Origin of the sequence: Nostoc sp. JL23, from assembly GCF_017115065.1 — a bacterium.
Classification (GTDB): Bacteria; Cyanobacteriota; Cyanobacteriia; order Cyanobacteriales; family Nostocaceae; genus Nostoc; species Nostoc punctiforme_A.
Genome location: NZ_JABXKN010000141.1, coordinates 38713 through 58891, shown reverse-complemented (window position 1 = coordinate 58891; position 20179 = coordinate 38713). Strand labels below are relative to the sequence as shown.

Sequence of the window (20179 nt, the reverse complement as noted above, 5' to 3'; positions counted from 1 at the left end):
TTACCATATTTTGGGTTATTTTTATCGGATTTTTCTTAACATTCAACACTTTTGGGGAAGGAGGTATTGGAAATTTTTATTAAATCCATTGCAAAAATACTATTGCAAAAATACTTGAACAGCTAGAGAATCAAGCCTTTAGCTAATAACTCAATTCGGTTGAAACAGACTAAAACTAATCTGATTAGCTAGTTTTAAACAAATTGAGTTATTAGCCCGAAAAGAAATTTTCGGGCTATTTTTTGGCTTTTGCAAGAAGTCTTCTTTTTCGTCATGTTAATTCTAGTATTTACAGGTAACAAGTAATAGACACGAAATTTTGCGTATCTAGATTCTTTTTCGTCAGATGTCTAGTTAATTACCTTCTAGCAAAGTCCAGAAATAGCCATCTGGTGCGATAAAGGAGAAACTTGTCTCGCCAAATTCATTACTAATAACGTCTGTAACTTTTTGTGCAGTACTCGCCTTGATGCGATCGCAATATTCCTGTATTCCCTTAACCCGATAGGTATATAAAGACATACCCAAGCTACCAGGTTGGGCTGCCTCAAAGCGCGATTCTAAATCAATAGATTCTGGGAATCGAATCACATAAAGTCTACCACTGCGTGCAGCCATCAGGTCAGACTTAGAAGAACGAGGATCGTCAAAGGTAGTGACAATAAACTTTTCACCAGGATTAAGGTCAAAAATATCTTTACCTGCGGGCGAAGATTCATAACTAGTTTCGACATCATCCCGCACGCGCAGCAAACCCAAAACTTCTTCATAAAACTTCAGGGTTTCTTTGCTGTCATCTTGAACAATAATCCCCATGTGCGTAAACTGACTAGTCTTGAGTGCCGCATTCTGGTTAACTTGTCCGTAATGCGGTAGTGTATAGCCAAACCGTTGAAACAAAACTTGTCTAGCTAAGGGTTGCAGCAGCAACATTTCTCGCACACCAACTGCTGGCTCAAGAAAAGGGCGGCTTTTTCTATCTTTGTTGTAGATGACTTCCCAATAAGGGCTAGAGTATCTAATAGGGAAACCTGCTGCCTTTGCATCCTCTATATGATTTAAAATACTCAAGACATCCGTAGTTAAACTTGTTGCCCAGCGATTTCCCTTAATTTTCATTGACGCTATTCCCAAACCTTCATTGGTGGGATTTTGCCAAACCATCAGCCGAATCAAACCATGATCTGCATTTTGGTGGTAGAGGCGAATTGAGCGTAAAGACGAATTCACCCCATATAATTGATGGGCTACATCTGCGGTTAATTCACCCGCTTCACCAATGCGATAGCCAAATTGGTCCCAATAGTGAATTGCAGAAATTGGCTCTGGAATGCCGATGCAGACTTCATAGATACCTTCAATAGCGGTTTGTTGTTCGTGAGTCATAATCAGTGCTGAGTTAGGAATAGAGATGCGATGAATCCGCGATGAATCAGAGACGCGATGAATCGCGTCTGTACAAGAAAGAGTATTGAGTAGAGACGCGATGAATCGCGTCTGTGTTTACAAAAGTATCTCAGAAAGAATCTGGAAAACAACAACCTTTTTTTGTAGCTTATGATGTACTTACAAAAGTGAGATATCTAATATATAAAGTTCAAAGTTCTTCTGATTACACGTAATTAGCGATCGCAATCAAATTTTTCAACAGGAGTTAAGCTATGACGCAGCGACTGACTCAAGAGCAATTATCACAAATAGTTACAGAAGTAGAAGGTCTGCAATTGCGTCGGGAAGCGGAACTAGATCAACAGCAGGTGAGAGAAATTTTACAGGAGTTGAATTTACCGCCAGAGTTACTAGATGAAGCGCTGATTCAGCTAAATCGCCGCCAAGCACTGGAGGTACAGCAACGCCGGAATCGATGGATTACCTCTGGAGTGGTGGCAGTTATAGTAGTTGCGATCGCATCTACAATATTTTTCATGCAGCAGCAAAGTTCTACACTTTCCCGTGTTTCTACTCAACAAGACCGCATCACTTTAACACAAGATAATGGCGGCGACTTAAAGACAATTTCTCGCCAAACCAATCCAGAAGTGTTGTATCGTGTCACCTTAAAGGATGCACCTTTGGGTAAAAAGCTGTCTCTCTCTTGTAATTGGATTGACCCAAGCGGTCAAATTGTCAAGCAAAACAACTATCAAACCCGCGAGATTAATACGTCTGTCTGGGATACCCAGTGTCGCTACACTATTAACCCGGCTGCAACTGTTGGCAATTGGCAGGTGCAGATGTTTCTAGAAGGTCGGCAGATTAGCGATGCAACCTTTGAAGTTAAATAGTCCAGATGGTTATCCCGCATCACTTTCTTGGCTATTGGGGTTACGGCGCTCAACAGGAGTTGGAAGCGCTGTTAAGTAGTATTTTGGAAAACCTCTCTCCAAACCTCTCCCCTACAAGGGGAGAGGCTTTGAATTTTCCCCCTTCCCTAGTAGGGAAGGGGGTTAGGGGGTTAGGTCTGAAAAGTCAGTTTTCTGCACAGGAAAATTATTCTCCTCCCATCTGGAATGTTGTTCATATAGGAATTCATGGCACTCCCCCACTGCAACAAAATCAAATTGCTGCCGTCTCCGCATCAGGATTATTTAGTTCACCCGATGCTTGGGTAAGTCTCCAAGAAAACAACTGCCTAATTTTGGGAAGAGAACCTTTCGGAAAAGTGCCTTTGTATTGGACTCAGCAAGGACAAATAATTTGGTTTGCATCTCAACTGCAATTACTTTTACCGATTTTGCACCAGTCAGAAGTTAGCATTCCTGGGTTATATGGCTATAGCTGTTTTTCTTACGTTCCTACACCCTTAACTCCCATTAATGGAGTGTTTGCAGTGACGGCGGGAACTGAATTAGTTTGGCAGAGCGATCGCCAATCAGGTATTCTGAAAACATCAGAATCTAAAAAAATCCACTCGTGGCGGGAAGCGCCAGAAGATTTAACAGACGAAGCTACAGCAATTACTGAATTGCAAACTCTCCTTAAAAACTCCATTGAGCGACAAATTGCCGATTTAAAGGATGAGCCTGTCGGGGTGTTTCTCTCTGGGGGACTCGATTCTTCAGTGGTGGCGGCGCTGCTGGTACAAGCAGGGGTGAAAGTCCGCGCTTACACTTTAGATTTTGGTAACGCAGGTATTCCAGAATATCCATACTCTGAACAAGTCGCCCAGTTTCTCAAAATTCCACTTGTTAAAGTTGCAGTAACCCCCAGTTCCATCAAGAATGCGCTAATTCCGACTGTGCAAGCATTAGATTTACCCTTTGGCGATGGCGTGTGTGTGCCGTTGTATCTCCTGTCAGAGAGAGCGAGTCAGGAAACTCAGGTAATTTTTAACGGCGAAGGTGGAGATCAATTGTTTGCCGGTTGGACAAACAAACCTTTAATTGCCGCAGGTGTTTATCAAGCAGAAAATCTCGCCGGACAACAAACTTTTATCCAGCAATATCTCCGCACCTTTCACCGTCTTGGGGGATATGAATCTCAAGTTTATCAGCCGGAGGTTTATGCACAGATCCAAAATTTGCATCCTGAAGATTGGCTATTGGCAGCTTTAGATCGCAATGAATGCCCATCTTTGCTGCATCGCCTCCGCCGTGCTGGTTTGATGCTCAAAGGAGCGCAGAGTATCCATCCTCGTGCGACTGCATTGGGGTTTGCTCATGGTTTGTGGGTGCGATCGCCTTTTTGTGATTTACCTCTAGCTGAATGGACATTCCGCCTATCGGGAGAACTCTGTTTGCAGGGTGCTTGTGAAAAATATATCCTCAAACGGGCTGTAGAAAATTGGCTTCCACCTGAAATTGTCTGGCGACAAAAGCGTGGTATGGGGGTTCCTTCAACTTCTTGGTGTTTAAATGATTTTTGGCATCAACTCGGCATTTGGCTCAATCCAGAAATACTTCGCGCCAACAACCATTTTTATCCTCACATTGCGGCACAAATCGTTGAAGGGAAACTAGGAGCAGCTATTCAAGGGCGTCGGATTGGTGAAACACTCTGGTTACTAATTATGTGGCAACTTTGGCGATCGCACATTTTAAATGAAGAACTAAGTAAACAATCCTGGGATCATCCCTTTTGGTTACATCGTTGGCTATGGAGAAATTACAAGCGATGGCAAGATTAGATAAAAGTGAGGAGTTAGGAGTTAGGAGTGAGCAATTAATCTCCTCATCTCCCCCATTCTCCAGGGAATTTGCCGAGGAGTTACTGAATAACTACGGTTCTCCGCTTTATGTTTATAATGGCGATCGCTTGCGCGAAACTATTGAGCGGATTACCAAAGCAGTCAGTTATCCGCGCACGCAATTTCGGTTTGCCAGTGTTACTAATGGCAACATTGCGTTATTAAAAATTTTTCGCTCCTTTGGATGGGGACTTCACGCCAATACGCCAGGAGACATTTATTTAGGATTGCAAGCTGGTTTCGATCCTTGTGAGATTGTTTATAGCGGCAGTAATTTGAATCAAGCTGAGATGATACAAGTCTTGAATTGGGGAGTTACAACTCTCAATTTTGATAGCCTCGCTCAATTACAGTTGTGCTGCGAAGTTTTGCCTAGACGCAGAGAGAAATCTATCCGGCTGGGTTTACGTCTCAATTTGCCGGAAATTACTGGAGATAGCCGCATTGGTGTACGTCCAGAGGAATTTGGTGATGCGATCGCTTTAACTGGTGAGGTGGGATTAAAGCTGAGTGGTTTACACTTCTATCGAGGGACGGGAACTAACGCCACAGCCGCTTTTACCCAAGCGATCGATACAGTAATCGCTATTGCACAAAAGTTACCAGATTGGGAATATTTAGATTTTGGTGGTGGCTTTGGCTATCCCTATCACCACAACAAAACAGCCTTTGACTGGGAAATATTTGGGGCTGAGTTAACCGAGAGAATTACTCGTTTAGGACGGAAAATTGATTTGGTGATTGAACCGGGACGAAGTGCGATCGCAGGATGTGCAACTTTGCTTGCTCAAGTTGTTTCGGTAAAATGGCAAGGAGAAAAACAGATTGTTGGAGTTGATACCACCGTTGCTAATCTTTCAGTACCCTCAGTACACGGCGGCTACCGAGAAATTATCACTTGGAAACAAGCAGACAATCCATTCACAACTGATATTTGTGGTAATACCACATATTCACGAGATTATCTAGGGAAAAATTGCCAACTCCCGGCACTAGAAATTGGTGATATCGTTGCCATTCTAGATGTCGGTGCTTATGGTTACGCCATGTCGTCTCACTTTTTACACCGTCCCAAACCTGCGGAAGTCTTGCTAGAAAATGACAAACATCGCTTAATTCGTCGGCGGGAAGAATATAATGTTTTGCTAACAAATCAGGTGCTAGATAACTAACAATTAATAACTAACATCAAACAATCATTATGAAGTGTATTAACTGCGGAACTGACAATAAACTAAAAGACCGGACAGCTAATCAAGGTCGGTGTATAAAATGCAATCATCCCTTTGCCTTTGAACCGACTAGTATGGGCAATATTAAGATAACTGACCCGATGTTTGCAAAACTTATATCTGACATCTCTGCTCAGGGTACATTATTTTTTACGCCCAAACAACTGCTTTATTTTTTAGATAATCGCGTCAGACGCAATCCATTTAACCTGTCTAGTAACTTTGGTTGTTTTTATCTCTTTTTTAGTATTTGGGCACCCGGTTTTATTGGCGGGATACTTTCAGGTGTATTAGGCTCTAACTCTTTTTTGATTGTACTATTTATATATAACTTAATCTGGGTTGTTTATTTATTTAAAAATACCATTTCTAGTAAACTTAATAATCAAGGAAGAAAGTCAAGTGCCAGAAAATTGCAGGTTTTAGGTTTAATAATTCTGGTAGGAGGAATATTAATCAGTATATTTATATTAAATTCATTTATTGCATTTGCTATTGCAGTAATAATTGGGATGGTTTCATTGTACTTAGGAACTAGACAGCTAAATCAGATTGGAGTAGCGCAAGAATTTTTACTTTCACAATCTCAGGTAAAAGATTGGCTAAATCGTTGGCAGCAAATCAATGGTTCAATTCTCAAAATTCTTCCTTCACCAAAGCAGGAAAATATACCAGCCACGGTTAATCCTGATGTAACAGCTTACAGTTTTGATAGATTAGTCGTTTGTGATACTGCTAGTATTGCTCAACTATTAATTGCTAATAATTTTCACTTTGAAAATAACTGTGCAATTCTCAGTATTACTGGATATCCCCAAAGCATTTTTGACACCACAATGCAAATGCTGCGCCGCAATCCCGATTTGAAAGTCTATGCAATACATGATTGCAATCCACGAGGAATTGCTTTAGTTCATAATTTGAGAACCAATACTAATTGGTTTATCAATAGCGAGATTGCGATTATTGATATTGGATTAACACCACGTCAAATTATCGTTACTAAGCGCGGAATGTTCATTCAATCCTCTCCAGAGTCGGCGCAAGCAGCTAAACAATTGCCTGAAGAAATACGTCAAAATTTATCTACTGAAGAATTATCATGGTTAGAATCTGGAAAGTTTGTGGAATTGGAATCTTTCACTCCCCAAAGAATAATTAAAGTTCTGCAAAAGGGTATTGCTGGCAGCCAAAGTTTAGAAAGTGATGACAGCAGCTTGCTTTTAGTAGGCGATACAGGAAATGATATGTACGTTGTTGAAAGTTTTGGTTAGTATTCTCATTTCAATTTTAGGGATAATTCATGACTTGCTCTTACACGAATAAAGCGTAGTTTCACATAAAATTAGATTTATTCAATTCGTTGGTTTAACCAAGCTTCTAAATCAGAAATAGCTGAAAAGTCTAACAAAGCCTCTCCTAACGCCTCCAATTGTTCAATAGATAAGCCTTGAACTCGCTCAATAGTAGATGAATCAATCTCACCAAAACGACGATTTATTAGACGTATAATTAAACGTTGTTCGCCTTGTTGTACAGCTTGTTCCCGATCTTGTTGATAAAGTGGTTGTAATCGCATAATTAACTCCCGATCGTCTTCTTCTGAATTTTGATTAACTTGCAAGTTTTGCCGCAAGTTATAAAGTAATTCTAGCGTTGCTCTGCGAAACGGATGATTTAATGGTAATGCTTCTAATTCATCTATTGCTTGTTTTTGTACTGTTCCTCGACCGAGAATTCTTAACCACAGAGTTTCTTGGGTGCGCGGTAACTGGTGAATCGCAACGATCGCAGTCCGCAAATACTCTGCGATAAAATGTACTCCAGGTAGCCAATCTACCTTTTGAGTAGCACCGAATCCTGACAGCAGTGTTGTAGATGCTGTTGGGGTGAGTATCCATAATTTGGGAAGTTCTAATTCTGGAATGGAAGTTTTATTACGATTTGCTTGACGTTGTAATCCACCTCTTACTTCTAATAATTTTAACAGACAATCACAAATTTCTTCTTTTGATGCAGCGTTGCGGAATGGTTCAAAAATGGCTGCTGTAGCGGCAAATCTTCCTAATAATCCTAGTGTTTCTAAATTCGTGCTTTGTTTTGTTAAAGGAGAAAATAAAACATCGATTTCTCGAACTTCTCCCGCCACACGGCTAGAACCTTGCACTTCTCCATAAGGTTTTAATAATTCTTCCAGATAGTCTTTTGCGAATTGGTCATGGATAAATCTAGTCATTCAATCAAAAAAGATTTAGACAATAGTGAAGCATGGTACTTATATTACCGTCAACTTAGAAGTAAGAATATCTCTAATATGTATAATTTGTAATTTATCTTAAACTTCTTTCCATAAGCATTTGAGGTTCGACATTCTCAACATTAGCGATCGCTTCTAACTGAGAAATTCCAGCGATCGCATCAATAATCTTACCTGATTTAGCACGCAACCAAGCGGTATGAGGTGCATAAGCAAGGCTTTGTGCAACTTCATAACCCGCTCGATTAATTACCTCGCGTTGCGATTCCACATCAACGCTTTCAGCAAAGCGGATAAAAACTAGTCCAGTTGGTACTGCTAAGGAAGCATTGGATTCTAGTGTATAAACCGGACTCAATATATCCTTTTCTGATTGATTGGGTTCGCCTGAAAAAACTGCGATTGCACCGTCATTAAGTCGTAAAATTGCTCCTACTGCCACAGTCTTGGGTTGATTGTAATGTATTGCATAGTACCCAGGTTTACGAGTGTAAAATACAGCAGTGCGTAGGCTTACATCGCCACTAACACGAATTTGTTCGGGATACTCAGAAAAGTAGTCTTTTTGAAATCTCACTTCAGGAATCAGGGGTAAAGAATACGCCTGTAAAAAATACTCAGCCGGAAAATAAAACATCTTTCTCAAGTTGTAATGATGTTATAGCGTTTTCAGTGGTAAGAAATACATTTTTTTTATCGTGATGTACAGTTCTACGCCCCTACAGATAGTGAAGATTCTTAAAGCAACCTGATTTTGAATCCTCTCTTTTCTGGAAAGATGAATCGAAGGTTTGTATGAACTGAGATAGATTAAATTTTGTATCGCAATACACATATAACACATGAAATCATAAGCATCCATAAAGTAAACGTAAGCCTACGATGGGTACAGCAAGCTTTAAAAGTAAGGCATAATACGGGTTTCCCAATTCCCAATTTTCAAAACATTTAGGAGATTAAACAATGGTTCAGGTTCGCTATGGTGGACAGAACGGCCAACAGTATGAATTTGCTATCAGTAACGAACACGTTGTAGTGCGTACCGAAAGCCGCAGCACTATTGTCGGTGCAAGATCCTTTGAAGTCGCACCTGTGTCACCCACAGCTCGTAGCATCCTCAATCAATTTGAGTTAAAAACACGCTTTCGGCAAGCGGGTGTAGAAATTCTGCAAGCGAAAATTCCGAATCAGGGTGTCGCTTTGCGCGATTATGCCCGTGAAATTCTCAACAATGAGTCCGAAGTCCAATTTGCCGGACGTGTCCTCATCGATCCAATATCCCAACAACCTGTAGTTTACACTGAAAACATTTTTGTTAAATTTGATAGCGAAGAAGAGTCAAGGGTGTGCCAAGAGGTTTTAAGACGTTACAACTTAACAATTAAACGCCAACTTGAATATGCACGAAATGCTTATTTTGTCAGTGCCCCTGCAAATACTGGTATAGCCGTCTTTGACATTGCCGAGAGACTTCTAAATGAGGAATCAGTTGAACTGTGCCATCCTGAACTAGCGCGTGAGTCACGCCAACGTCAGGTTTTCCCGCAGCAGTGGCACTTAAAGCAAACAACAATTAATGGTAAGACAATTAACGCCCATGCCAACGTTGAAGCCGCTTGGAAGTTGAGCAATGGCACTGGGACAATAATTGCAATTATTGACGATGGTGTGGATCTCGATCATGAAGAGTTCCGTTCTTCTGGCAAGATTGTTGCCCCGCGTGATGTCACACGTAAAACGAACAATCCCAAACCGGGAAATGATAATAACCACGGTACATCCTGTGCAGGAGTAGCTTGTGCAAACGGTAACTTTGGGGCATCTGGTGTAGCACCGGGTGCAAAACTTATGCCGATTCGTTTAGCTTCAGCGCTGGGATCGCAGGATGAAGCAGATGCTTTTATTTGGGCGGCTCAAAATGGTGCTGATGTTATTTCTTGTAGCTGGGGGCCAGCAGACGGTACTTGGTTTGAGCCAGACGATCCTGCACACAAGCAAAAAGTACCTTTGCCTGATTCCACGCGACTTGCTATAGACTTTGCAATCAATAAAGGACGCAACGGCAAGGGCTGTGTAATTTTATTCGCAGCTGGCAATGGTAATGAAAGCGTTGATAACGACGGCTATGCCAGCTACCAAAAGGTGATTGCAGTGGCAGCTTGTAACGACTACGGCACAAGAAGCGCTTACAGTGACTTTGGTCAGGCGGTTTGGTGTGCCTTCCCCAGCAACAATGGTGATATTTCTCAAACCACGGGAATTTGGACAACCGATCGCTCTGGCGTGCTTGGTTATAATTCGGGTAATCGAAATCTGGGTGAGGCTTTAGGCAACTATACGAACGAATTTGGCGGAACTTCTAGTTCCTGTCCAGGTGCAGCAGGTGTAGCAGCCTTGATTCTGGCCAGAAACCCAAATCTGCGTTGGGATGAAGTGCGAGACATTTTTAAACGCTCCTGCGATCGCATTGATTCAGCTGGAGGTAAATATGATGCTAATGGTCGCAGCCCCTTCTACGGTTACGGTCGAATCAATGCTCTGAAAGCTGTAGAATTGTCCAAGCCCGCGCAAACATCGCCCATTAGTATTTTCCAGGCAGTGCAAGATATCCCAATTAACGACTTGCAAACATCAACATTGTCGTTGGCGATCGCTAATACCACCCTCCTAAAATCCATCAAAGTTAATGTAGATATTGAGCATACTTATATTGGGGATTTGATAGTTACTCTCCTTCCCCCGGTGCAAATAGGCATACTTCCCATAAATCTGCACGATCGCCAAGGCGGAGCTACAGATAATATCAAAACAACCTATGACGAGGTAAACACCCCAAAACTTGCTGCCTTTAAAGGTAAAAGTCCCCAAGGAACCTGGACTCTGGAAGTTGCAGATAAAGCTGAAGGAGATACAGGAAAAATTCGCAGTTTGACTATTGAAATCGGATTTTAAGTAGGAGAGAAGGGTTTTTGGGTTTCTGCATAGATTCGGGAATCATAACTAATTAGCCAGACTTGATATTACCCCACTTAATCCCCCCTTATAAAGGGCTACGGTGTACACACATCTCTCTACAAAACTCTCTAACCAAAATGTTGTAGATCCTCCTAAATCCTCCTTAAAAAGGAGGACTTTGAGAGGTTTTTGCCTCCTAATTTATCGGGAGGTTTCATACCAATACAGTTCAGTTAAGCATTTCCTTCTTCTCTCAGTGCCCTCTGCGCCTCTGTGGTTCGTTAAAAAAAATTGACTTTGACAAAGAGTTTTAGCCTTAACTGAACCGTATTGGGTTTCATACAAGCAGAGAAAAACTAAAACTAGGTTTCAAAGCATTTCCCCCGTGGGGGAGAGGAATGGAAGTGAGGGAAAAAACCTGGACACAAAACGAGAAATCAAGACTTATGTATTTTTCTTTTTTCGTATGAAACCACCCTACAATTTATCGGGGGGTTGGGGGGATCAAAAGCTTATAGGGCAACTCTTAAAGACTTGTGTGTACACCGTAGCCAATACATACGGGGATGGTTAGGGTGGGGTATTTTTAATGCTCTGTTTAAATAACCACATATTACTGAGCAAAAATCAAAATATTCTTCCCTGTAAGAACTTCCGCTTTGACGTTTCCGTGTTTTGCGCAGCCTGTAGCAGCTTCCGCTTTCCCTGTAAGAACTTCCGCTTTAACGTTTCCGTGTTTTACGCAGCCTGTAGCAGCTTCCGCTTTCCCTGTAAGAACTTCTGCTTTAACGTTTCCGTGTTTTGCGCAGCCTGTAGCAGCTTCCGCTTTGACGTTTCCGTGTTTCGCGCAGCCTGTAACAGCTTCCGCTTTAACGTTTCCGTGTTACGCGCAGCCTGTAGCAGCTTCCCCCTTCACGTGAAGCAAAACCATTTTGTCTCATTCCCAGTCCGAGACTGGGAACAAGGTTTTAAAAGAGTTTTAACTTAAAGTTGATACCAGTTACAGCGGTTTTTCGACTTTTGCAAGAGACTTCATGAGCTGCGCTCACAAGAAACAATGAAAATGTCTTTTCCTCCTGCCTTCTGCCTCCTGCCTCCTGCCTTCTGCCTTATTTTCAAGGCAGGTCTAATCTGTTAGCTTTGAGTCACCGCCTCTTTCGCCAAGAACTTCTCTAATTCTGTCAGCGCATCAGCATCAACCTTAGTTTGCATTGGGCAGAACTTAGGCCCACACATTGAACAAAACTCAGCAGTTTTATAGATATCTGCTGGTAAAGTTTCATCGTGATATTCCTTAGCTCTTTCTGGATCGAGTGATAATTCAAACTGACGGTTCCAATCGAAGTTGTAACGCGCCTTAGAAAGTTCATCATCTCTATCCCTTGCACCAGGGCGATGTCTAGCAATATCAGCCGCATGAGCCGCTATTTTATAGGCAATCAACCCATTTCTGACATCTTCGGCATCTGGTAGACCTAAATGTTCTTTGGGTGTTACATAACACAGCATTGCAGTACCGTACCATCCAGCCATTGCGGCTCCAATCGCTGAAGTGATGTGGTCATAACCAGGAGCAATGTCTGTCACCAATGGCCCCAACACATAGAAAGGTGCTTCCGAACACTCTTCCATTTGCTTACGGACGTTGAATTCAATTTGATCCATTGGCACGTGTCCAGGCCCTTCCACCATCACCTGTATATCATCTTCCCAGGCTTTGCGAGTTAGCTGTCCCAGAGTTTTCAATTCAGCTAATTGTGCTTCATCTGAGGCATCATGGGTGCAGCCGGGACGCAGAGAATCTCCTAAACTGAAGGAGACATCATACCTTTTGAAAATCTCAATAATGTCTTGGAAGTGGGTATAAAGCGGGTTTTGTTTGTGGTGATGCAACATCCATCGCGCCAAAATCCCGCCACCGCGAGAGACAATACCAGTGAGCCGGTTTCTCACCAAAGGCAAATGCTCAAGCAAAATCCCTGCGTGGATAGTTTGATAGTCTACTCCTTGCTGGGCGTGCTTTTCGATGATATGGAGAAAATCATCAGCAGTCAGATTCTCGATTGTGCCGTGGACGCTTTCTAAAGCTTGGTAAACCGGCACTGTACCAATGGGAACAGGTGAAGCTTTAATAATTGCGGTACGAATTTCATCCAAATTACCGCCGCCTGTGGATAAATCCATCACGGTATCAGCACCATACTTCACCGCCAGATTTAGCTTATCAACTTCTTCCTGAAGATTAGAAGAATTAGGGGAAGCGCCGATATTAGCATTTACCTTACATTTAGAGGCGATGCCAATAGCCATCGGCTCTAGGTTAGTGTGATTAATATTCGCGGGGATAATCATTCGTCCCCGTGCTACTTCCTCACGAATAAGATCGGCCGGGAGATTTTCCCGTTTGGCGACGTAGTGCATTTCTTCGGTGATAACACCTTGGCGGGCGTAGTGCATTTGAGATACATTAACCTGCCCACGTCGTTTAGCAACCCATTCAGTCCGCATATTGTAATTCCTCAATAAACAGCTTCCCTCCGCTGGTATTACCCAGACTCAGGTGTTAAGGGTTTGATCTCAGCCTCGTTATGTAGGCACCCCTAGCATGGATGTAGTTTAGCACCTTGGTTATATCTGGGAGCAAAGGTGTTAACAATTTATGAGGTAATACAATTTTGGATTTTAGGGTTTAAGCGCGAATTTCATTTGCACAAGGACGACCTTGTTCAACATCGGTAATATTAGCAAAGGTTGTTTCTGCAATATTGTAGAGAGCTTCTGCTGTAAAAAAGGCTTGATGTCCGGTAATCAGCACATTGTGGAACGTTGTCAGACGCTGGAAAATATCATCTTGAATAATTTCGCCAGACAAATCCTCAAAGAACAATTCCGATTCTTGTTCGTAGACATCTACACCGAGATAGCCAATTTTACCAGACTTCAATCCCTCAATCACTGCTTGGGTATCAATCAGCGCTCCTCGGCTAGTATTAATTAGCATCACACCTGGCTTAATCTGTTCTATAGCTTCAGTGTTAATCAGGTGATGGGTTTCGGGAGTTAGGGGGCAATGCAGGGAGATAATATCGGAATTGGCAAATAGCTCAGGTAGTTCTACATACTTTCCACCCAGCGCCTCCAATTCTGGATTGTGATAAACGTCATAAGCGAGTAGTTGACAGCCAAACCCCTTCATAATCTGTCCTAAAATCAGACCGATTTTGCCGGTGCCGACAATTCCCACTGTACGCTCATACAAATTAAATCCCAACAGTCCATCTAAAGAAAAATTGCCTTCTCGGACACGGTTGTAGGCACGATGAATTTTGCGATTTAAGCTCAAAATCAATCCTACGGCGTGTTCTGCTACTCCATAAGGTGAATAGGCGGGAACACGCACAACGGTAATTCCTAAGTCTGCTGCGGCTTTTAAGTCTACATTGTTAAACCCTGCACAGCGAAGGACAACCAGACGAGTTCCCCGTGAGGCGAGAAGCTCTAAAGTTGTGGCATCAACCTGATCGTGTACAAATACGCAAACCGCCGGAAATCCCGCAGCAAGGATAGCTGTATCTCGATTTAAACGGGGTTCAAAAAACACTAACTCGTGTTGGATGGGAGAATTTGCCGCTGACAAAAACTTCCGATCATAGGCTTTTGTACTGAAAACTGCTACTTTCATGCAAAACCTCAGACTTTATGTATGCTGCACGGTGTTCGAGTACATAATACCTTGACGTTTCAAAAAGCGATGTCTACAACGAGCGTAGCTGCGGCATTTTTGAACATTTTTTAATCGCTACTCTGGTAATGTAATTCTTAGGGGTGCAAGGTCTTGCGCTCCTACCGCGTGGTCTATTTACTGCTCCAAATTACGATGTTTGCTGAATTACTATAAATATGAAACGCTGCATTTCGCTCATATTTCCATCACATTTATTTCTCATAATTTTACCGATCGCCTAATAGTCAATTTTGGCGCAAACAAAATGACAGCAACATCTGAAGAAATCATCCAGCCACGTGAATTGCACAATCTATCGGCATCGAAGGAGTTAAAACTATTTACGTTAAAGGTTCGGTAGAGGCAATCCTGAAACGTTGTCAGCAGATGTTAAATGCTGAGGGAAACCAGATGCAAAAACCATAGATCAAGAAGTAGATGTGATGGCAAATCTTGGTTTACGGGTGCTAGCTTTTGCCAAGAAATCTGTATCCAAAACTCAAGATTTACTCGATCATAGAGATATCAAAAAGGATTTGGTTTTCTTGGGATTGCAAGGGATGATCGATCCACCCAGAAGTGAGGCTATCAAGGCAGTGGCAGCCTGTCAAAATGCTGGGATTCAAGTCAAAATGATTACAGGCGATCATGCTGTGACTGCAAGAGCGATCGCTCAAAGTATGGGCTTCAATAAAAATGGTGAAGTTCTCGCTTTTACAGGCAGTGAACTGGCTCAAATGGAGCAATCAGAGCTGACTACAGCGATAGAAGATGGGGCAGTATTTGCCCGTGTTGCTCCAGAACAGAAACTTCGCATCGTTGAAGCCCTCCAAGCTAAAGGAGAGGTTGTTGCTATGACTGGGGATGGTGTCAATGATGCACCAGCCTTAAAACAAGCAGATATTGGTATTGCAATGGGAGGTGCTGGTACAGAAGTTGCCAAAGAAGCCTCAGATATGATTTTGACTGATGATAACTTTGCTTCAATAGAAGCCGCCGTCGAGGAAGGGCGGACTGTTTATCGAAATTTGCTCAAAGCGATCGCCTTTATCCTACCCGTTAATGGTGGCGAATCGATGACGATTTTGATTAGTGTATTATTTGCCAGAGAATTGCCCATTTTATCTTTACAAGTTTTGTGGCTGAATATGGTGAATTCAATTGCCATGACTGTACCCTTGGCCTTTGAGCCAAAGTCTGAACGGGTAATGCAACAATCACCACGCAGCCCCCGCGAACCGTTACTTTCTAAAAGTTTAGTCAAGCGCATTCTGGCAATTTCTCTCTTTAACTGGATTTTGATTTTTGGTGTATTTGAATGGATACGGCAAACTACAGGAAATATCGATTTAGCCCGAACAATGGCAATTCAGGCTTTAGTAGCCGGGAGAATTTTTTATCTTTTAAGTATTAGTCAATTAGGAATTGCTTTAATTAATAAAATTCGGGGCATTAGACAGACATTTAGCGATGCCTCAGCAATTGGAATTGGTATCGCTACTACGATAATTTTGCAGATTATTTTTAGTCAGTGGAACTTAATGAATAACTTATTTTATACTGCTCCACTGAATTTAAATCAATGGTTAATTTGCTTGCTCATAGGATTGCCAATGATTGGAGTATCAATTATTGTAAATCGTTTCGACCCCCTAAACTAATTTTCTCTCCTAACCCAATCCCAAATTTACAGGCACATTCTCAGGCACTACTCATAAATAAAGGGTTGTGCCGTTTACTCTGAAAAATGTGTATTTTAAAGACTTTCGACCTTTCGGGGAGAATAATGGAAACGGGGGTTTTTAGTTTAAGACTTGATAAACATCCTCTAAGATTGGTATCTACGATATGGTAAATTTGTATTGATTGATTTTTAATTACTAATACCAATTCTGTATTAAGATGCAGATAACAAGACTCCCCTGTAGCCTGCCCAAGGTAACGGTAAGACTCCAGGGGGAAATACAACAGATTTCAAGGAAGGTAAAGAACACAACGATTTGTCTTAAAGCCTGATATGAAGTGTGTTTTACTCCTGAATTCTGCTGTATATGCAGCTTCACAAAGAAACAGTACAAGTCAAAAATATGTTTATGAGCAGCTTAATCTTCTTATTATTTGGTTTAGGAACTTTTTTCTTAGCTTTCAATACTAAAGACGAAATTAGTCGCCTTACTGCTATGATCAGCGGGACAATTCTTCTAATTTGGGGTTTGGCTCTAGCTCCCTTGCAATTTCAATTAATAATCGAGATTGCCTCAGTTTTAGCAGCTTTCTCTATTTGTATGCGTTGTTTAGGTTGTGGTTTTAAACGCGATTGATTTTTAACTTGATAACTTATAATTTGTCTGACATCTTCGACAGATAAATTAAGTAATTGAGCAATCATGATTTCTAACATATTAACTTCAGTTATTGGCAGCGCAAAATTCAACTTTTTTAGAGGACTATTAGCCGTTCTAACCTCGATGAAGCTAAATCCTTGCTTTTTTTCAATTTCAGCTTTGATTGCTGTCAAATTCAGGGGAATTTGTACCTGTATTTCTTGATGACGTTTTAGTTTTTTAATTTGAGGATACAATCCTAATTTTTGGGCGATTGCTACTTCTGGAAATTTTGAGTTGGGAATTTCTAGCTCTAACCTTTTAATTATGGAGTTTGCCGTTTTAATTTGAACTTGAGTAAAGTTCTGTTCTTCCTGTATCTTCAGATCAATTACTGTAAAATTCAGCTTGAGCAAAACCTGTAGTAGTTTATCAGCTTGCAATTTATCTGGCGTTCTGTAAGAGAAACTTAATAATTGCTTTGTTAAGTAATCACTACCAGCCCAAAAAGCAATTCCTACTAATAGCAGAGGTAGAAACAATAGTAAAATTTTTGGGCGTAAATCAGGCATATTTTTTAATTTATAATTTTATAGATAACCTTAAATTTCAATAGTCACGAAGGTATAGCAGGGTTTGTAACTACCTGTTGGCAGATATACCTTATTCCTGATGAAGAATAATCTAAAAGTTAAAATATAAAATTAGATAGAAGACATAGAGGTAATTAACATATCTAATTTTAAAAGAGAGTTAATAATTCTATGGCAAGGCTTCACGCTAAAAAGTTTTATGCGGATTTTACTAGTAGAAGATGACTTTGAACAATTAGAACCACTACAAGGTATTCTCTCCGAGGCAGGATATATTGTAGATGCAGCAGAAGATGGGGAAATTGCACAATGGCTGATTTCGCAAAAAGATTACGATCTATTAATTGTGGACTGGATGTTACCAACAATTAGTGGATTGGCTTTGTGTCGCCAGTATCGTCTCTCTGGTAAAAATGCACCAGTATTGATGTTAACTGCTAAAGATACCACAGCCGACAAAGTTATGGGTTTAGACGCAGGAGCCGATGATTATCTAGTTAAACCTGCTGACTTGGTAGAACTGTTAGCACGAGTACGTGCTTTGGGGCGAAGAGTCCCTAATTGGCAGGGATATAGTTTATGTATAGCAGATTTACAATTGCATTTAGCTGAATTAAGTGTAGAACGGAGTCAGGTAAAAGTAGAATTATCTCCACGTGAAGGACAATTACTAGAATACCTGATGCGTCATCCCAACCAGGTTTTAACTCGCAACCAGATTGAAGACGCTTTGTGGGAGTGCGGTATGGAACCAGAAAGCAATGCCTTAACTGTGCTGATACGCAAGTTGCGGCAGCGCTTGGAGGTTTTGGGTGCAGGAGACTGGATTAGAACAGTTTATGGTATGGGTTATCGCTTAAATCCACAAGAATCAAATTAGGAGTAGGCAGTAAAAACTGGGAAAGTTAGCAAACTAATAACATTACCAATGACTACTTATGTTTAATCGCAGCCGTCGCAATCTTGCAAGTTGGTTCACGCTAACAATGGGCAGTATTTTAATTATGTTTGCGGCGGTATTGTACTACTGGGAAGTCATAGATGAGTTAGAGGAACTAGATCGATTACTTTATAAAAAAACAACTGTGATGGCAGCTAATGTTAAGTCAGAGCTGCATAATGGTCAACGACAGCTAGACTTAGAACACGTACCATTGTTGGGAAGTATGGTACAACCATTGCCAGATAGTCAACTTGTGTATGCAGGTTGGTACGACGATCAAAAGCAACTTGTACAATTTTTTGGTACGATTCCTAGCGATCGCCTTTTAATCTCAGGTGGGTTTGATACTATCAAGACTGATAGTAAAGTCTGGCTACGTCAGGTAACGTTGCCTGTTTACCAAAATGGTTTATTAATTGGTTATTTGCAGGCAGCGATGCCGATGACAGCTACTGAAAGCGCTTTAGCTGAATTTCGTATGGTTTTGGCTATCTCAGCGCCTATAACTTTAGCTGTAGTTGCTCTCACAGGTTGGTGGTTGGGAGGGCTAGCAATGCAACCAATTCGCCACAATTACGATCATCTACAAAGGTTTACATCTGATGCTTCCCACGAATTGCGATCGCCTCTGACGGCAATTATTAGTAATGCTCAGTACGGCTTTTTATCTAAATCTACCGATCTGGAGGTGCAACATCAGCGCTTCCAAAAGATTTTTGATATCGCTAAGTCAATGAGTATTCTAGTAAATAATCTGCTGTTTCTGGCACGTTATCAAGGTCAATTACCGACTGAATCATTACAAGTAATTGAATTAAATCATTTGCTTGTACAGATAACAGATGATTATGCCACTCAACCAGATGCACAACATCTTAGTTTAGTTTGCAAACTACCAAATAATCGTATAACAGTTCTTGGTGATGCTAACTTGCTCCGTCAAGTAGTTTTAAATTTACTTAATAATGCTTGTAAATATACTCCTGCCGGTGGTCAAGTTAAATTACAATTGTTTACCCAATCACATTGGGCTGTAATCGAAATTATAGACAATGGTATTGGTATTCCTAAAGCTGATTTACCATATATTTTTGAGCGATTTTATCGAGTTGATAAAAAGCGTTCTCGTCAAACTGGAGGATTTGGTTTAGGTTTAGCTATTGTCCAACAAATAGTTCAATCTCATGGTGGTAAAATTACTATTAAGAGTGTATTCCAAGAAGGTACAATTTTACAAATTGCTTTGCCTCTAAAGTAAGATTTATAAATTCTGCTTCTATTGTTAAAAGAGAATTCAGAAGTCCAATGCCCAATGCCCCATGCCCAATCATTACCGATATATTATTTTTTACAAACCCTATGGCGTTCTCAGCCAGTTTACAAAAGATGCCCCCACACATAGCACCCTAAAAGATTATATTGATGTGTCTGATGTGTATCCTGTGGGACGCTTAGACTGGGATAGTGAAGGGTTGCTGCTGTTAACAAACGATGGACAATTGCAACATCGCCTCGCCCATCCACGTTTTGGTCATAAACGTACTTACTGGGTACAGGTAGAGCGAATTCCCGATGCAGATGCTATTAAGAAATTGCAAATAGGTGTGGAAATTCAAGATTATCGCACTCAACCAGCAGAAGTTAGGCTTTTACCAGAAGAACCACAGCTACCTGAACGCACCCCACCAATTAGATTTCGCAAAAATGTACCGACAGCTTGGCTGGAAATGACTTTGACAGAGGGAAAAAACCGCCAAGTACGCCGTATGACTGCGGCTGTCGGGTTTCCGACTTTGCGGCTGGTCAGGGTCAGCATAGCTCACCTACAGTTAGATGACCTACAATTGGGTCAATGGCGCGACCTCACCGCCTCTGAACTCCAATTTCTGCATAATTTTAATAAATCGAAAAGTTTTCCCTTAAAAACCACCCCATAATAGGAATTCTATCGTGTTCGGTTAAAGA

14 protein-coding genes, 1 pseudogene and 1 riboswitch are annotated in these 20179 nt (G+C 41.3%); of the genes and pseudogenes, 9 read left to right on the top strand and 6 right to left on the bottom strand.

Translation table 11 applies throughout. The features are described 5' to 3' along the window. Window positions 1-354: 354 nt before the first annotated feature. Window positions 355-1386: a VOC family protein gene (locus tag HWQ42_RS29900; RefSeq protein WP_292818387.1), complete on the bottom strand. Its 1032-nt coding sequence runs from the start codon at window positions 1384-1386 to the stop codon at window positions 355-357. Window positions 1387-1661: 275 nt separating this feature from the next. Between HWQ42_RS29900 and HWQ42_RS29895 the strand changes: the two genes are divergently transcribed. The 4 genes from HWQ42_RS29895 to HWQ42_RS29880 are packed head-to-tail and all read left to right on the top strand — an operon-like array spanning window position 1662 to window position 6692. Continuing rightward, the gene (locus HWQ42_RS29895; protein WP_292818385.1) at window positions 1662-2285 is read left to right on the top strand and encodes a DUF3859 domain-containing protein; all 624 of its coding nucleotides are present in this window, start codon (window positions 1662-1664) and stop codon (window positions 2283-2285) included. Window positions 2286-2290: 5 nt separating this feature from the next. Then, window positions 2291-4126 carry an asparagine synthetase B gene (locus HWQ42_RS29890; protein ID WP_292818383.1) on the top strand — a complete coding sequence of 612 codons (1836 nt, stop codon included), beginning with the start codon at window positions 2291-2293 and terminating at the stop codon, window positions 4124-4126. Next, the gene (locus HWQ42_RS29885) at window positions 4114-5358 is read left to right on the top strand and encodes a decarboxylase (RefSeq protein ID WP_292818380.1); all 1245 of its coding nucleotides are present in this window, start codon (window positions 4114-4116) and stop codon (window positions 5356-5358) included. The genes HWQ42_RS29890 and HWQ42_RS29885 overlap by 13 nt, the downstream gene beginning before the upstream one ends. A 29-nt stretch (window positions 5359-5387) precedes the next feature. Next, entirely contained in the window at window positions 5388-6692 is a 1305-nt protein-coding gene (locus HWQ42_RS29880; RefSeq protein WP_292818377.1) for a hypothetical protein, read from the top strand. A gap of 77 nt (window positions 6693-6769) precedes the next feature. On the opposite strand, the gene HWQ42_RS29875 is transcribed toward HWQ42_RS29880, so the two are convergent. Both HWQ42_RS29875 and HWQ42_RS29870 read right to left on the bottom strand, forming a co-directional pair. Next, a complete protein-coding gene (locus HWQ42_RS29875; protein WP_292818374.1) occupies window positions 6770-7654 on the bottom strand; it encodes a DUF4351 domain-containing protein in 885 nt (294 codons plus the stop codon). A 94-nt stretch (window positions 7655-7748) separates the two neighbouring features. Next, window positions 7749-8312, bottom strand: coding sequence for a hypothetical protein (locus HWQ42_RS29870; protein WP_292818371.1), 564 nt, complete (start codon window positions 8310-8312; stop codon window positions 7749-7751). A gap of 326 nt (window positions 8313-8638) precedes the next feature. On the opposite strand from HWQ42_RS29870, the gene HWQ42_RS29865 reads away from it, so the two are divergent. Next, complete coding sequence (locus tag HWQ42_RS29865) at window positions 8639-10627, top strand: S8 family serine peptidase (RefSeq protein ID WP_292818368.1); 1989 nt, start codon at window positions 8639-8641, stop codon at window positions 10625-10627. A 1137-nt stretch (window positions 10628-11764) separates the two neighbouring features. On the opposite strand, the gene thiC is transcribed toward HWQ42_RS29865, so the two are convergent. Continuing rightward, a complete protein-coding gene (thiC, locus tag HWQ42_RS29860) occupies window positions 11765-13138 on the bottom strand; it encodes a phosphomethylpyrimidine synthase (protein ID WP_292818366.1) in 1374 nt (457 codons plus the stop codon). Between the two features lie 7 nt (window positions 13139-13145). Then, a riboswitch (TPP riboswitch) is annotated at window positions 13146-13242 on the bottom strand. 77 nt (window positions 13243-13319) lie between these two features. Continuing rightward, window positions 13320-14312: a 2-hydroxyacid dehydrogenase gene (locus HWQ42_RS29855; protein ID WP_292818363.1), complete on the bottom strand. Its 993-nt coding sequence runs from the start codon at window positions 14310-14312 to the stop codon at window positions 13320-13322. Between the two features lie 375 nt (window positions 14313-14687). On the opposite strand from HWQ42_RS29855, the pseudogene HWQ42_RS29850 reads away from it, so the two are divergent. After that, window positions 14688-16015 (top strand): annotated as a pseudogene (locus tag HWQ42_RS29850) (HAD-IC family P-type ATPase); the annotation flags it as partial. Between the two features lie 575 nt (window positions 16016-16590). On the opposite strand, the gene HWQ42_RS29845 reads toward HWQ42_RS29850, so the two are convergent. Beyond that, window positions 16591-17250, bottom strand: a complete 660-nt coding sequence (locus HWQ42_RS29845; RefSeq protein WP_292818360.1) for a hypothetical protein — start codon at window positions 17248-17250, stop codon at window positions 16591-16593. Window positions 17251-17470: 220 nt separating this feature from the next. Here HWQ42_RS29845 and HWQ42_RS29840 point away from each other — a divergent pair, with 220 nt between their 5' ends. The 3 genes from HWQ42_RS29840 (at window position 17471) to HWQ42_RS29830 (ending at window position 20151) form a co-directional block, all read left to right on the top strand. Then, window positions 17471-18151: a response regulator transcription factor gene (locus HWQ42_RS29840; RefSeq protein ID WP_292818357.1), complete on the top strand. Its 681-nt coding sequence runs from the start codon at window positions 17471-17473 to the stop codon at window positions 18149-18151. 58 nt (window positions 18152-18209) lie between these two features. Continuing rightward, complete coding sequence (locus HWQ42_RS29835; RefSeq protein WP_292818354.1) at window positions 18210-19472, top strand: HAMP domain-containing sensor histidine kinase; 1263 nt, start codon at window positions 18210-18212, stop codon at window positions 19470-19472. Window positions 19473-19533: 61 nt separating this feature from the next. Beyond that, complete coding sequence (locus HWQ42_RS29830; protein WP_292818351.1) at window positions 19534-20151, top strand: rRNA large subunit pseudouridine synthase E; 618 nt, start codon at window positions 19534-19536, stop codon at window positions 20149-20151. Window positions 20152-20179: the final 28 nt, after the last annotated feature.